11 protein-coding genes are annotated in these 15,306 nt (G+C 64.3%); 7 read left to right on the top strand and 4 right to left on the bottom strand.

Features of this window, described 5'->3' with window-relative positions; genetic code table 11:
* Positions 1-110: 110 nt before the first annotated feature.
* Positions 111-1,145, top strand: a complete 1,035-nt coding sequence (locus tag ACZ2HM_RS01860; protein ID WP_470426080.1) for a hypothetical protein — start codon at positions 111-113, stop codon at positions 1,143-1,145.
* Here ACZ2HM_RS01860 and ACZ2HM_RS01855 read toward each other — a convergent pair.
* Positions 1,133-2,512: a methyl-accepting chemotaxis protein gene (locus tag ACZ2HM_RS01855; RefSeq protein WP_037473475.1), complete on the bottom strand. Its 1,380-nt coding sequence runs from the start codon at positions 2,510-2,512 to the stop codon at positions 1,133-1,135. The two genes, ACZ2HM_RS01860 and ACZ2HM_RS01855, sit on opposite strands and share 13 nt — an antisense overlap.
* 132 nt (positions 2,513-2,644) lie before the next feature.
* Here ACZ2HM_RS01855 and ACZ2HM_RS01850 point away from each other — a divergent pair, with 132 nt between their 5' ends.
* Positions 2,645-3,820, top strand: a complete 1,176-nt coding sequence (locus tag ACZ2HM_RS01850; RefSeq protein WP_470426079.1) for a vWA domain-containing protein — start codon at positions 2,645-2,647, stop codon at positions 3,818-3,820.
* Positions 3,821-3,946: 126 nt separating this feature from the next.
* A complete protein-coding gene (locus tag ACZ2HM_RS01845; protein WP_470426078.1) occupies positions 3,947-4,915 on the top strand; it encodes a hypothetical protein in 969 nt (322 codons plus the stop codon).
* A 42-nt stretch (positions 4,916-4,957) separates the two neighbouring features.
* Here the strand turns inward: ACZ2HM_RS01845 and ACZ2HM_RS01840 are convergent, their stop codons facing one another.
* On the bottom strand, positions 4,958-6,043 hold the full coding sequence (locus ACZ2HM_RS01840; RefSeq protein WP_470426077.1) for an anhydro-N-acetylmuramic acid kinase: 1,086 nt from the start codon (positions 6,041-6,043) through the stop codon (positions 4,958-4,960).
* Positions 6,044-6,171: 128 nt separating this feature from the next.
* On the opposite strand from ACZ2HM_RS01840, the gene tyrS reads away from it, so the two are divergent.
* Positions 6,172-7,389, top strand: coding sequence for a tyrosine--tRNA ligase (tyrS, locus tag ACZ2HM_RS01835; RefSeq protein ID WP_470426076.1), 1,218 nt, complete (start codon positions 6,172-6,174; stop codon positions 7,387-7,389).
* Positions 7,390-7,466: 77 nt separating this feature from the next.
* Positions 7,467-7,820: a PilZ domain-containing protein gene (locus tag ACZ2HM_RS01830; RefSeq protein ID WP_470426075.1), complete on the top strand. Its 354-nt coding sequence runs from the start codon at positions 7,467-7,469 to the stop codon at positions 7,818-7,820.
* Here the strand turns inward: ACZ2HM_RS01830 and ACZ2HM_RS01825 are convergent.
* Together ACZ2HM_RS01825 and recG are read right to left on the bottom strand one after the other, a co-directional pair.
* Positions 7,792-8,877, bottom strand: a complete 1,086-nt coding sequence (locus ACZ2HM_RS01825; RefSeq protein WP_470426074.1) for a mechanosensitive ion channel family protein — start codon at positions 8,875-8,877, stop codon at positions 7,792-7,794. The genes ACZ2HM_RS01830 and ACZ2HM_RS01825 overlap by 29 nt on opposite strands.
* Before the next feature lie 289 nt (positions 8,878-9,166).
* Positions 9,167-11,227, bottom strand: coding sequence for an ATP-dependent DNA helicase RecG (gene recG / locus ACZ2HM_RS01820; protein ID WP_470426073.1), 2,061 nt, complete (start codon positions 11,225-11,227; stop codon positions 9,167-9,169).
* A gap of 201 nt (positions 11,228-11,428) precedes the next feature.
* On the opposite strand from recG, the gene ACZ2HM_RS01815 reads away from it, so the two are divergent.
* Both ACZ2HM_RS01815 and mfd read left to right on the top strand, forming a co-directional pair.
* Positions 11,429-11,695, top strand: a complete 267-nt coding sequence (locus ACZ2HM_RS01815) for an FAD assembly factor SdhE (RefSeq protein ID WP_470426072.1) — start codon at positions 11,429-11,431, stop codon at positions 11,693-11,695.
* 110 nt (positions 11,696-11,805) lie between these two features.
* Entirely contained in the window at positions 11,806-15,282 is a 3,477-nt protein-coding gene (gene mfd / locus ACZ2HM_RS01810) for a transcription-repair coupling factor (protein WP_470426071.1), read from the top strand.
* The last annotated feature ends 24 nt before the right edge of the window (positions 15,283-15,306 follow it).

Genomic DNA, 15,306 nt, shown 5'->3' with positions numbered 1-15,306 from the left:
GATACCCCTAATCTCGCGCGAATCCGCTTGCGCCCGCGCGCATTGTCTGTAGCCTTCCTGTAACTATTCAACGCCGCGCCAAGACGGTCTGGATCAGGAGCTGGATGCCAATGCCAAAGCGCGCCCTTTTTCTCTTTACCGCCGCCCTCTGTCTGGCCGCACCCTTTGCCGCGCAAGCCGAAGACGCGCCCGGAGCCTGGACCCCGACCGATAGCAGCATCCGCGCGAGCGCCGCCGGGATCAGCCTGCCGCACAGCATCGCCACCCTCTCACTCACCAAGAGCGGCGAGGCCTCGAACGGCGGGCGTGGTGTCGACAATTATGCGCAATATGTCTCGCAGGACGGCGCGGTGCAGGCGACGCTCTATGTCTATCTGCCCACCTATGCCGATGCCTCGCTCGCTGCCTATATGACCGACAAGGCGGTGATGGAGCGTTTCGGCCCCAAGACCCGCCGCACCGCCTATGCCAGCGCGCCTGTCGCGGGCCAGGCCGATCGCGCGATCCGCGCCGTTTATGATGATGCGGCCGATGGCGCGCTGACCACGGCGGCAGGCTTCGTCCATGCCGGCCGCTGGATCGCCAAGATCCGCGTCACCGGCCCCACCGAACGCCGTGCCGAAGTGCTGGCCGGGCTGGACGCCATGCTCGCGCAGATGACGCTGAACGATCCGGCCTCGCTTCACGCCACCGCCCCTGCCAGGTTCGAAGCGTGCCCGGTCGCCGCCAACAAGGACGCGCGCCTGACCCGCACGACCGGGTCCGGCGAAGCCGTGCCGCAAGAGGTACGCATGCCGCGCGAGGGCAAGGACGCGCTCTGCGTGCGCGGCACCGTCACCACCGCGCAGGGCAGTTACGACATGCTGCAGCAGGTCGGCCGCGCCGACGGCGCGATCATCGTGCCCGTCGATGACAGCGGCACCGTCCTCGCCTTCGATCCTGCCACCAGCGGCGCAGGCTATAAGCTGTCGATCCACATGGTCGGCCAGACCGACCTCTACGGCACCTACGACCGCGTCCCCAGCCCCCGCCAGGTCGCGGCCATCCTCGACGGCGACGATCCCCACACCGCCAAGGCGAGCGCCACCGCCGCCTACACCGCGACCGGCGAGGTGACGCTGGTGCAGGCCAATCAGATGAGGTAACCCACCTCATACAGGCCCCAGCGTCGCCCGCCGAACAGCAGCGGCACGAACACGCTGCGCAGCGCGCGATAGCGGCCTTCGCCCAGATCCTGGCGATAGGTGTAGAGGAAGAAATCGCCCTCGCCGTCCAGTGCGCGGCGGGTCTGGCTGTCCATGAAGATTTGCCGGTTGCGCGCATGTTCCATATTCCAGTCATGCGCGCCGGGCCGCTGCGGCTGGCTACGCGCACTGATATGGGTCGGCAGATAGCCGTTCATGTCGATCAGGCAGCAGCCCACGATCGCGCTGTCCTGCGCCGTGTGCCGGTCCAGCGCCGGGCGCAGCATCGCGTCGGCAAAGGCGGTAAAGCCGGTCTGATATTGTGCCGGGTCCGACCCCGCGACGCGGCGATAATCGACATCAAATAGCTGCGCCATGTCGATATGTCCGTCGGCCAGCCCCTGCTCGATCAGCGCGCCGATCTCCTCCGCGCCCTCCTCAGCCAGTGCGATATAGCGGCTGTTGCGCGTGCGCTGCGGGCCGTGCGCCGCGCTGTTGAGCATGGCATTGGCCATAGACTCCAGCCCTTCGAGCTGCACCCGCGCCTCGTCCGCCCGCGCCGCGCTTTCGCTGGCCGACTGGCGGAACGTCGCCAGCCCGTGGCGCAGCGCCGCGACGTCACCATCGGCCGCATCGGTGCAGGCGACGATCGTCTCGGATCGCTCGCCAAATTGCGTCACCAGCGATGCGATTTCGGCCATGCTCAGCCGCAGCCGGTCGATATGGGTACCGACCCCGCGCCCGCGCACGATATTGGCTTCGACGCCGCCGATCAGTTGACGCGCATCGCGATCGAGCTGGTGCAGCGTGTCGCCGACCGACGCGGCCGATTCCCCAGCCTGTCCCGCCAGCCGCCGGATTTCGTCCGCCACAACGGCAAAGCCCTGCGTCGCTGCGCCCCCGCGCGCCGCCTCGATCGCGGCATTGACGCCGAGCAACCGCGTCTGCCGCGCGATCGCACCCAGTTCGTCGGACACATCGCCGACCGCCTCGATCACACTGAGAAATTGGCGCAAATGCCCCTCCAGCCCGGTGACATGCTCGACCAGACCCGTCAGCTCACCGATCGAAAGGGTGATGACATCATGCCCCTCGGCCAGGATCTGCCCGGCCCGCCGCGCGGTCAGACGCAATTCCTGCGCCGCCGTCACGCTTTCGCCATGGCTGGCCGCCAGCGCATCCATATTCGCCTGCAAATCGGTCAGTTGCGCGGCATCGCCTTGGATACGGTGATTGAGCGCGCCCAGAAACCCGGCCGTTTCGCTGCATTGCAATGCAATGTCGCCCGACCTTTCGCCCAAATCGGCCAATAAATCCCCGTTTTTCAAGCGCGCCCCGCAGCATCAATTATATCTGGATAGTGACGCATTAACCCTGCACTGCAACACTTAATATTGTGCTGCCGTTATGATCGCGCGACCGGCTTGCATCGGCGCGCGCCCTGTCCGACAAGCCTTCCCATGTTGCTCAACTTTCTCGACGCCCTGCGCGCGGCAGGCATTCCCGCCAGCATCAAGGAGCATCTGCTGCTCCTCGAAGCGCTCGACCGCGATGTCATCGCCCGCCGCCCGGAGGATTTCTATTATCTCGCCCGTGCGACCTATGTGAAGGATGAGGGCCTGCTCGACCGCTTCGACCAGGTCTTCGCGCAGGTGTTCAAGGGCGTGTTCAGCGCGGAAGGCGTCGAGGCCGACATCCCCGAAGAATGGCTCCGCCTCGTCGCGGAAAAATATCTGAGCGCGGAAGAGATGGAGAAGATCAAGTCGCTGGGTGACTGGGACGAGATCATGGACACGCTCAAGAAGCGGTTGGAGGAGCAGAAGGGGCGGCATCAGGGCGGCAATAAATGGGTCGGCACCGGCGGCACCTCGCCCTTCGGCCATGGCGGCTATAATCCCGAAGGCGTCCGCATCGGCGGGGAATCGCGCCACAAGCGCGCGATCAAGGTCTGGGAAAAGCGCGACTTCGCCAATCTCGACAACACCAAGGAACTGGGCACCCGCAACATCAAGGTCGCGCTTCGCCGCCTGCGCCGTTTCGCGCGCGAGGGCGCAGCCGACGAACTCGACCTCGACGAAACCATCCGCGGCACCGCGCGCCAGGGCTGGCTCGACATCCGCATGCGCCCCGAACGGCATAATGCGGTCAAGCTGCTGCTCTTCCTCGACGTCGGCGGATCGATGGACCCGTTCGTCACGCTGTGCGAAGAATTATTCTCCGCCGCGACCGGCGAATTCAAGAATCTGGAATTTTTCTACTTCCACAATTGCCTCTATGAAGGCGTGTGGAAGGACAACCGCCGCCGCTTCGCCGAGCGCACGCCGACCTGGGACATTCTCCACAAATATGGCCATGATTATAAAGTGATCTTCGTCGGCGACGCGGCGATGAGCCCCTATGAAATCAGCCATCCGGGTGGATCGGTCGAACATATGAACGAGGAATCCGGCGCGGTCTGGCTCGAACGTGTCGCCCACACCTACCCCGCGACCGTCTGGCTCAACCCCACGCCGCAGGCCCATTGGGGCTATAGCCAGTCCACCCGCCTGATCCGCGACCTGATGAACGACCGCATGTATCCGCTGACAATCGAGGGGATAGACGAAGCGATGCGGGAATTGACGCGGAAGCGGTAGATTGATCCATATCGGATAGGTTTCGGTGCTGCGCGACAGTTGGCATCGAAACGGTCCAGACTCTCGTTGTTACGTTAGCGATATGGGACCAGCCTTTGTCTTGCCATAACAGGTGGGAGAAGACTCATGCGTGCCGTCTATATTATTCCTGCACTTGCTCTTTCCTTTCCAGCGGTCGCGCTGGCGCAAGATAATGAATGTACCGCACAAGAGGCTGCGATCAACGAAATCACCGCGTTGTTCGCCAAAGATCAGGAAAACATAACCAGCCGATCTGAAAGCATCAAAAATGATGCAGGCAAGGCCGAAATATCCGGCACCGTCGACATAAAGATGGTCGAGCAGAAATTGATTTTCGATATCCCGACTGTCGTGATGAAGACGAAAGCGATGTCGCTCGACCTGCCACAGGTAACGATGAATTTGCGGGCGATGTCGTGGGATGAGCCCGTAATTACGATGGTAGCAAAGAAGGTAGGTCAGTACCCCGAATTTCGCTGCAGCGGAGGCTGGATTCCCAAGTGCAAGGTGGAGTGGAGTGATATCATCGCCCACGTCCCGGTCACGACGATGCAGCGACGCGAAATCAAAATGCATATTCCCGAAACGAAAATGGACCGCACCGACTTCAAATTGGATATTCCCGAAATTCACTCCGACCGGAAGGAATGGTTCGTAAAAATCCCCGAAGTCACGCTGCGCAATTTCGTAGTTGAAGCAGAAAAGCTCAAGTCGCGCGGCGACGAACTCGGCTCTGACGCCATGGCGCTGGCGGCTCGTCAAAAGGAAACAGCCGCTCAACGCACAGCCGCTTTGTTCGAATGTCATCTCGCGACGTTGCAGGAAAAACGCGCTCAGGTTGCCGGCACGTTCGAAACGGCGCTGAACACGCTTGATAGCAGCATTGAAACAATGCGCAAAAATGGGGCTGATCCCAGCAAGGTGGTCACAAATGATAGCGCGACCCCAATGGACTTGCTGGCGAGCAGGTCCGACCTGATCGCAAAACGGGATGCCGCCCTTGCGCAGATCGACAGCGCCGTCACGGCCATGCAAAAGGACGAGAAACTGACGGTCGAAAAGACAATTGCCTGAAGCGGCAGGCGGTCTCGTTCCCAAAAGGACGAGACCGCCCCTTTACGCCTTGAACACCACCCCACCCGTCATCGGCTCCGGCACGCCAGTCGTCCCCGGAAAGCTGATCGGCAGCCCCAGCATCGAACGCACCGCCATATAGGCAAAGCCCTGCGCCTCCAGTGCGTCGCCGTCCCAGCCCAGGCCATCGACCGGCACCACGTTCAACCCCGTCTGCGCCCGCAGCATCGCCATCAAGGTTGCATTATGCCGCCCCCCGCCCGCGACATGGATGCAGGCGGGGCGTACCGCCAGATGGTCGATCGCGCGCGCCACCGCTGCGGCCGAAAAAGCGGTCAGCGTCGCCGCGCCGTCCTCCAGGCTCAGGCCCAGCACCGCGTCGATCGTGAACGCTTCCCTGTCGATGCTCTTGGGCGGTGGCAAATCGAACCAGGGATCGGCCAGCATCGCCGCCAGCCGCGCCTCGTCCACTTGGCCAAGCGCCGCCACCGCGCCGCCTTCGTCATAGGCCGCATCGCCCTGCGCCTGCATCCAATTGTCGATCAGCCCGCTCGCCATGCCGGTGTCGAACGCGACCAGATCGCCGTCCGTCCCGATCGCGGTGATATTGGCCACGCCGCCCAGGTTCAGGATCGCGGCGGGCTTCGTCAGCCCCTCCGCCAGCGCGCGATGATAGACCGGCATCAGCGGCGCGCCCTGCCCGCCCGCCGCCACATCAGCGCTGCGCAGGTCGCCCACCACCGTAATGCCGAACGCCCCCGCCAGTGCCGCCCCGTCGCCAATCTGCCAGGTCCAGCCCCGATCGGGCCGGTGCGCCACAGTATGGCCGTGAAAGCCGATCACGCCAATATCCTGCGCCACATGCCCGCTGCGTCCCAGCAGGTCCGCGACCGCCTCGACATGCAACTCGGTCAGCTCGCTCTCGACCGATGCGATCAGCGGCTCGAATCCCGGCGCGTCCATCGCCATCGCCCGCGTGCAGCTTTCCGCCAGCCGCACGCGAAACCCGTCCTCATAGGCTTTGGCGTGAAAAGCGACCGGCGTCACCGCCCCCGCCCCATCCGTCTCGATCAGCGCCGCGTCGATCCCGTCGCGCGACGTTCCGGACATCAGGCCAATTGCCAGCATTCCTCGTACTCCGTTCGCCCTGAGCCTGTCGAAGGGCCGTTCTGAAACAAGAAAGGGGCTTCGACAAGCTCAGCCCGAACGGATGAGGGACTTTTCGCCACGCATCGCCAATGCTACAGGCGCGGCCCATGAGCAACTATCAGTCCGATCTTCTGCGCCTGCTCGAAGCGCGCGGCTACATCCACCAGCTAACCGACGCGGCCGGCCTCGACGCCATGGCCGTAAGCCAGGTGGTGCCGGGCTATATCGGCTTCGATCCTACCGCCCCCTCGCTTCATGTCGGCAGCCTGGTGCAGATCATGATGCTGCGGCGGATGCAGCAGGCCGGGCACAAGCCGATCGTCCTGATGGGCGGCGGCACCGGCAAGATCGGCGATCCTTCGCTGCGTGACGAGGCCCGCTCGTTGCTGACCAACGAAAAGATCGCGGAAAATGTCGCTAGCATCAAGCGCGTGTTCGAACGCTTCCTGACCTTCGGCGATGGCCCGACCGACGCTATCATGGTCGATAATGCCGACTGGCTCGACAAGCTCGAATATATCCCCTTCCTGCGCGACATCGGCCAGCATTTCTCGGTCAACCGGATGCTCAGCTTCGATTCGGTCAAGCTGCGGCTCGACCGCGAGCAATCGCTCAGCTTCCTCGAATTCAATTACATGATCCTGCAGGCCTACGACTTTCTGGAACTGTCGCGTCGCGCATCCTGCCGCCTGCAAATGGGCGGGTCGGATCAATGGGGCAATATCGTCAACGGCATCGAACTTGCCCGCCGGGTCGATGGCACCCAGGTCTTCGGCCTCACCTCCCCGCTCATCACCACGGCGGACGGCGGCAAGATGGGCAAGACCGCCAAGGGCGCGGTGTGGCTCAATGCCGATGCGCTCTCGCCCTACGACTATTGGCAATTCTGGCGCAACACGCAGGATGCCGATGTCGGCCGCTTCATGCGCCTGTTCACCGACCTGCCGCTTGAAGAGATTGCCGAACTTGAACGGCTTGGCGGCGCGGAAATCAACCGTGCCAAGAAACTGCTGGCCGATGCCGCCACGGCAATGGCCCATGGCACGGACGCAGCCGCCTCCGCCGCCGAAACCGCGCGCAAAACGTTCGAGGAAGGCGCGTCCGACGCCAACCTGCCGACCGTCGGCCTCGGCGCCGACGGCCTGACCGTCGTTCAGGCGACCGCTGGCCTTGGCTTTGCGCCATCGAACAAGGAAGTGCGGCGCAAGCTGGCCGAGGGCGCGATTCGCGTGAACGGTCAGGTCGTGACCGATCCGGCCATGATGCTGAACGCAGGCGACAAATTGAGTTTTGGCGCGAAAAAGCACGGTATTATCGTCGCCTGAAGGGGAATAAAGGCTTAGGCTGACATTAACCGCTTCTGTCAGCACGCCGTTCATAACGGAAACGGCAGGTTGCGCTCATGTCCAACCTCCTTTCCAGTCTGAACCATGTCCTGCAATCCCGCGATCCCGCCGTGGATCAGCGCCGGGCGCGCCGCGATCTTGTTGACCTGGTCAGCCATGTCACTGTGGACATCCGCGCCCATAGTGTGCGGATCATCAACCTGTCGCCGCTCGGCCTCATGTGCCGCAGTGACGACAGGGTGCCGGTGGGCGAGCGCGTGACGGTGTGGCTCCCCTTGGTGCAGGACATGCCCGCTGACATTCGCTGGGTCGAAGATGGCCGGATCGGCATGGAGTTCATCGAGCCTATCAAGCCCCGCATCTATGACGCGTTGATGGCGCTCATCCCGCCGCGTCGGACGGCCTGGTAAAGGGCAGCATCGCCGCCCCCTCCGCCGTCTCGATCCGCTGCCGCCCGCGCACTAGCGCTTCGGGCATCTCGGTCCGCAAAAAGTCCAGCATCGCCTCTCGCACATCGCAGCGCAGGTCGAACGCCACCCCGGCATTGCGCGCCGACAGCAAGCAGCGCAGTTCCAGCGCATCGGCGCGATGGTCGGTCACCTGCAACAGCACGACCCGCTTGTCCCAGCGCGCGTTGGCGGTCGTCACTTCCACCAGCTTCTCGCGGATACGCGCCACATCGGCGGTCGGATCGACATAGAGGAACACGGTGCCCAACAGGTCCGACGTCTTGGTCGTCCAATTCTGAAACGGCTTTTCGAGGAAATAGGATACCGGCACCACCATGCGCCGATCGTCCCAGATTCGCACCACGACGAAGGTCAGCGTAATATCCTCGATCCGCCCCCATTCGCCCTCGACGATCACCACATCGTCCAGCCGGATCGGCTCGGAAAAGGCCATCTGGATGCCCGCGATCAGATTTTTGAGCGCTGGCTGGGCCGCCGCACCCACGGCCAGGCCGACCAGACCGGCCGACGCCGCCAGCGTCACGCCGATCGTCCGCACGCCGGGGATCGCCATCAATATCATCGCGATCACTAGCACCGCGATGACGCTCTGCGCGATGCGATAGAGGATGCGGACGCGGGTGTGGCGCTGCCGCGCTTTCAGATTATCCTCGGCGTTGATATCGGCGCTGCGCTCGATCATCACGCGGGTCGCGCGCATCAGCCGGAACAGCAGCCAGCCAACCAGCAGCGCGAAGACCATCTTCGACCCGATCGACCAAAGCCCTTCGACGCGCGGCCCCAACTCCAGTGGCTGCACCCCCGCCCCCAGCGCCAGCAACACCACCAGCCACCGCGTCGGCTGAAACAGCGCCGGCAACAACACCGGGTCCATCCGCTGCCGCACAAGCCGCAACGCGATCGCGTAGAGCGCCCAGTGAACGAGAAAGGCAGTGATGACAGCGAGCGCGATCGAAACGGCGGCGGTCGATGTGATATGGGTCAGGCTGAGGTCCATCCCACGAAAACGCGGCAGTAGGCCGATTGTTTCGCAAGTGCAGCATGGTTGCCGAAGGTTTGGAGTTCCCCACCCGCTCGCGCGCGCTGCAACCCACCGTCGCGCTCAGCCGGCGGCCTGCTTTTCTTAGCCCTCTCCCGCCTTCGCGGGAGAGGGTTGGGTGAGGGTCTGTCTTACTGTCTGGCAAACCCTAGCGAAGAAGACCCTCACCGACTGCGACTAGGCAGCACGCTGCCAAGTCTCCGTAGCCTCTCCCGCGAAGACGGGAGAGGGCAATAATCGCGACCCGTCACCCCCCCCTGAGCAACCCCACAGCCGCATCCTTCTCGAACAGATACAGGCACACCCGCGCCGCCTGTCCGCGCGCACTGTCCAGCCCGCCATCGCGATCGATCAGCAGCCTTGCATCATCGCGCGCCGGGTCGATCAGCGCGGCCATATGTTCGGGCGTCGCCAGCTTCAGCGCCGCCTCGCCCGACTGCCGCGTGCCCAGCACTTCGCCCGCGCCGCGCAGCCGCAAATCCTCCTCGGCGATCAGAAAACCGTCATTGGTCTCGCGCATCAACGCCAGCCTCGCGCGCGATGTCTCGCCCAGCCCGCCGCCCCGGATCAGCAGGCAGACCGACGGCTTGTCGCCGCGCCCCACCCGCCCGCGCAGCTGGTGCAACTGCGCCAGGCCGAAGCGTTCGGCCCCCTCGATGATGATCAGGCTGCTATTGGGCACATCGACGCCGACCTCGATCACCGTGGTCGCGACCAATATCTGCGTCCGGTTGGCGGCAAAGGCCTCCATGGCGGCATCCTTGTCCGGCCCCTTCATCCGGCCATGGACCAGCCCGACCGCCTCGCCAAAACGCAGCCGTAGCGATTCCGCCCGCGCCTCGGCCGCTGCCTGATCGCTGGTTTCGCTTTCCTCGACCAGCGGGCACACCCAATAGGCCTGCCCCCCGCTCCCCACATGGCGGGCCAGCGCATCGACCACCTCGTCCAGTCGCGTCGCGGCCATCACCACCGTCTGGATCGGCTGCCGCCCCGGCGGCATCTCGTCCAGCTTGGACACTTCCATCTCGCCATAATAGGTCAGCGTCAGCGTGCGCGGAATCGGCGTCGCCGTCATCACCAGCAGATGCGGGGCCTGCGCCGCCTTGTTCGCCAGCATCATCCGCTGCGCCACGCCAAAGCGATGCTGCTCATCGATCACAGCCAGCCCCAGCGCCTTATACTGCACCTTTTCCTGAAAGATCGCATGGGTGCCGACCAATATGTCGATGCTGCCATCGGCCAACCCCATCAACGTCGCCTCGCGAACCTTCCCCTTGTCGCGCCCGGTCAGGATAGCGATCTCGACTGGCAAGCCCGACGCCATCTTGCGCAGCGTCTCATAATGTTGCCGCGCCAATATTTCGGTCGGGGCCAGCATCGCCCCCTGCATCCCGGCCTCGACCGCATTGAGCAGCGCCATCAGCGCCACCAGCGTCTTACCAGACCCCACATCCCCCTGCAGCAGGCGCAGCATCGGCGTCGCCTGCGCCATGTCGCCCTCGATCTCACCGAAGGCGCGCCGCTGCGCCCCGGTCGGCGCGAACGGCAATTTCAGCATCGCCCGCAGCCGCCCGTCGCCCGCAATCGGCACGCCCCGCCGCCGCCGCGACGATTGCCGCACCAGCATCAACGCCAACTGCCCCGCCAAAATCTCGTCATAGGCCAGCCGCTCGCGCGCCTGGGCGTCGGACGGATCGGCATGGATGCGCGCCAGCGCTTCGCGCCACCCCGGCCAGCCCTTGCGTGCCAGCAGGCTGGGTTCGATCCATTCGGGCAGGTCGGGCGCACGGGCCAGCACCTGCGCCACCAGGTCGCGCATTCGGTTGTTGGTCAATCCGTCGGACAGGCCATAGACCGATTCGCGCGCAGGAACGCTGCCCGCTTCCTCCGGCGGCAGCACATCGGGATGCACGATCTGCAGCGTCTCGCCATAGCTTTCCAGCTTGCCCGACACGAATTTGGCTTCGTTCAGCGGCAACAGCTTGCGCGGCCAACCGCTATTCTTGCCGAAATAGACGAGCGAGACATAATTGCCGTACCGGTCGGTCGCCTGCACCCGAAATGGGGTGCGCGCGCCGCCGCTGGCCTTATAGTCCACCGGCGTCAATTCGATGCCGATCACCCGCCCCGCATCGGCCATGTCCAGTTCGTCGGTCAGGTGCCGGTCGACCCAACTGACCGGCAAATGAAAGGCGATATCGACCGCGCGCGCCAGCCCCAGCCGCTCCAGCGGGCGGGCCAGCGCCGGGCCAATGCCCTTAAGGACAGAGATTTCGGCAAAGAGCGGATTGAGAATATCGGGTCGCATGTCTATCTGCTGCGCTCTACTCCAGGCAGGACATATACTCAAACGCACGTTCGGCCCGGCGGTTTTTGCTCAACCCTACTCCCGTTCGTGCTGAGTAGGGGCTGAGCGAAGTCGAAGACCCGTATCGAAGCACCGGCCCTTCGATACGCCATTTCGCCTTCGCTCAATGGCTACTCAGGACGAACGGAAATGGGAATGACCATGAACGACAATCCCCAGATGCGCCGCATGAAATTCCGCGCCTGGCACCGTGGCACGCGCGAAGCGGACTATACCGTCGGCGGCTATTTCGAACGCTATCATGCCGAATGGGACGAAGCCGACATCGCCTGGTTCGAACGCTTCATGGACGAACAGGATGCCGACATCATCGGCTGGGCCTTGGGCACCATCCCCGTGCCCGAGCAATGGAAAGGCGCGATGATGGACAAATTCCTGAAACTCGATTTCGTGAAGATCGAGAACTGACCTGCTCCCCTCCCGCTTGCGGGAGGGGCCGGGGGTGGGCCTGCTCTACCTCTGTTCGACCAGCCCACCCCTAACCCCTCCCGCAAGCGGGAGGGGGACGAGTAGTGACAATGACCGATCTCCAAACCATCCTCCGCGCCAAAGCCCCGCTGACCCTGTCGGGCGTGCCTGCCGGGTTTCAGCCCTGGCTGCTCGCCGACATCGCCCGCGCCGCCTATGGGTCGGGTCAGGCCCGCGCGCTGTTCATCGCCGCCGATGAGCAGCAGATGCGCGCCATCGCCGACACCGCCCATTATTTCGCGCCGGAGATCGGGATCATCGAAATCCCCGCCTGGGACTGTCTGCCCTATGACCGGGCCAGCCCCTCGCTGCGCGCCGCCTCGGCGCGCCTGGCGGGCCTGCACGCGCTTCAAGCCACGCCCAAAGCACCGCAACTGGTCGTCACCACGCTGGCCGCCATGACGCAGCGGACGCTCACCCCCTTCCGCGTGCGCCAACTCGTCGCCCATCTCGCGCCCAAGGAGCGGATCGCGATCACGCGCCTCGCCACCATGCTGCAGGGCAATGGCTATGTCCGCACCGACACCGTGCATGATCGCGGCGAGTTCGCGATACGCGGCGGCATTGTCGATCTGTTCCCCGGCGGCGAGGAGCAACCGCTCCGCCTCGACTTTTTCGGCGACGAGATCGAAACCGTCCGCCGCTTCGACCCAGCCGACCAGCGCACCACCGGCAGCATCGACGGCTTCACCCTGCTCCCCGCTTCCGAAGCGCTGCTGGACGAGGAAACGATCAAGCGCTTCCGCAGCCGCTACCGCGAAACATTCGGCGCGACCGCCACCGGCGATCCGCTCTATCAGGCGGTCAGCGAAGGCCGACGCCTCGCGGGCATGGAACATTGGCTGCCCTTGTTCGAGGAGAAGCTGGTCCCGCTCGCGGACCATATCGGCGCGGACACCGTCATCGTCCGCGACCATGGCGTCGCCGGGGCCGCCGATGCCCGGTTTGAAGCGATCCGCGACTATCATGCCAACCGGGTCCAGGCCAAAACCTCCGACCCCGGTGCCTATCGGCCATTGAAGCCCGACCTGCTCTATCTCGACAGCGCCGAATGGAACGCCGCGGTCGCCACCCGGCCGATGCACGCCACCACCCCCTTCCACGAACCCGCCAGCGCCGATGTGCTGGACTTCGCGGTCGATGGCCCGCGCGACTTCGCCCCCGAACGCGCGCAGAATATCAACATCTACGAAGCGGTCGGCAAACATATCGCCGCGCTGCAACGCGCGAAGAAAAAGGTCGTGATCGCCAGCTATTCGGGCGGCGCGCGCGAACGATTGTCCGGCCTGCTGCTCGACCATGGCGTCAAGCGCCTCGCCGCCGCCGATGGCTGGCAGGAAGCGCTCGGCATCGCCGCCAATGGCAGCGTGACACTCACCGTCCTGCCGCTCGACCATGGCTTTGCCGCGCCCGACGTCGCGGTCCTGACCGAACAGGATATGCTGGGCGACCGGCTCGTCCGCCGCGCCAAGCGCAAGAAGAATACCGACGCCTTCCTCGCGGAACTCGCCACCCTGTCGCCCGGCGACCTCGTCGTCCACATGGACCATGGCATCGGCCGTTATGAAGGGCTGACCCAGATTCCGGTCAGCAAGACGGCGCATGATTGCGTCGCCTTGAGCTATGCGGGCGGCGACAAGCTGTTCGTGCCGGTCGAAAATCTCGAAGTCCTCTCGCGCTACGGATCGGACAGCGATGGCGTCGGCCTCGACAAGCTGGGCGGCGAAGCCTGGCAACGGCGCAAGGCCAAGATGAAGGAGCGCATCCGCGAAATTGCGGGTGAATTGCTGAAAACCGCCGCCGAACGCGCGCTGCGCGCCGCCACCGTCGCCGAACCCGATGTCGCGGGCTACCCTGCCTTTGTCGATCGCTTCCCCTATCAGGAAACCGAGGACCAGGACCGCGCGATCAGCGACGTGATCGAGGATCTGGGATCGGGCAAGCCGATGGATCGCCTCGTCTGCGGCGACGTGGGCTTCGGCAAGACCGAAGTCGCCCTGCGCGCCGCCTTCGTCGCGGCAATGGCGGGGATGCAGGTCGTCCTCATCTGCCCGACCACCCTGCTAGCGCGCCAGCATCATATGCAGTTCGAGGAACGCTTCCGCGGCTTCCCGGTCAATATCGGTCGCCTCTCCCGCCTCGTCACCGACAAGGAGGCGAAGGCGGTCAAGGCAGGCCTCGCCGACGGCACGGTCGATATCGTTGTCGGCACCCATGCGCTGCTGACCAAGGGTATAGACTTCAAGCGGCTCGGCCTCGTCATCGTCGATGAGGAACAGCGCTTCGGCGTCACCCACAAGGAACGGTTGAAGTCGCTCAAAACCGACGTCCATGTCCTGACGCTCACCGCCACGCCGATCCCGCGCACGCTGCAAATGGCGATGTCGGGCCTGCGCGAACTCTCGGTCATTCAGACGCCGCCGGTCGATCGCCTCGCGGTGCGCACCTATATCATGCCCTGGGACGGCATCGTCATCCGCGAAGCCCTGCTGCGCGAACATTATCGCGGCGGACAGAGTTTCTTCGTCGTCCCCCGCATCGCCGACCTCGCCGAAATCGAGGAGTTTCTCCGCACCGACGTCCCCGAAATCCGCTCCGTCGTCGCCCATGGCCAGATGTCGGCGACCGAGGTGGAAGAACGCATGTCCTCCTTCTACGACAAGCGCTACGATGTGCTGCTCTCAACCACCATCGTCGAATCCGGCCTGGATATCCCCAGCGCCAACACGCTCATCATCCACCGCGCCGACCGCTTCGGCCTTGCCCAGCTTTACCAATTGCGCGGGCGCGTCGGCCGGTCGAAGACGCGCGCCTATGCCTATATGACGACGCCCGCCAACCGCATCATCACCGAAACGGCGGAAAAGCGGCTCAAGGTCTTGTCCGACCTCGACACGCTCGGCGCAGGCTTCCAGCTCGCCTCCCACGATCTCGACATTCGCGGCGCGGGCAACCTCGTCGGCGACGAACAGTCGGGCCATATCCGCGAAGTCGGCTTCGAACTCTACCAATCGATGCTGGAAGAAGCGATCATGGATGCCAAGGCGGGCGGCGTCGGCCTCGAAATCCGCCGCGACAGCTTCTCGCCGCAGATCAGCGTCGATGCGCCGATCATGATCCCCGACGATTATGTCCCCGACCTCGACCTGCGCATGGGCCTCTACCGTCGCCTCAACGAGTTGGAGGACCGCCAGGCGCTCGAATCCTTCGCCGCCGAACTGATCGACCGGTTCGGCAAACTGCCAGCCCCTACGCAAAACCTGCTCAAGATCATCGAGATCAAGCAGAATTGCGTGAAGGCCAATATCGCCAAGATCGATGTCGGCCAAAAGGGCGCGCTCGTCAGCTTCTTCGAAGACAGCTTCCCCAATCCGGCGGGCCTCATCGCCTATGTCCAGCGGCTCGACGGCGTCGCCCGCCTGCGTCCCGACAGCAAGATCGTCGTCAACCGCGCCTGGGCCGATTCCGCCGCGCGGCTCAACGGCGCCTTGCAATTGTCGAAGGGGCTGGCCAAGGCTGCGGCTTGATCAGGCAGGACTTTGTTGCCCTTT

Source organism: Sphingobium sp. KKT206, from assembly GCF_055640555.1.
This window is presented reverse-complemented; position numbering and strand designations above follow the sequence as displayed.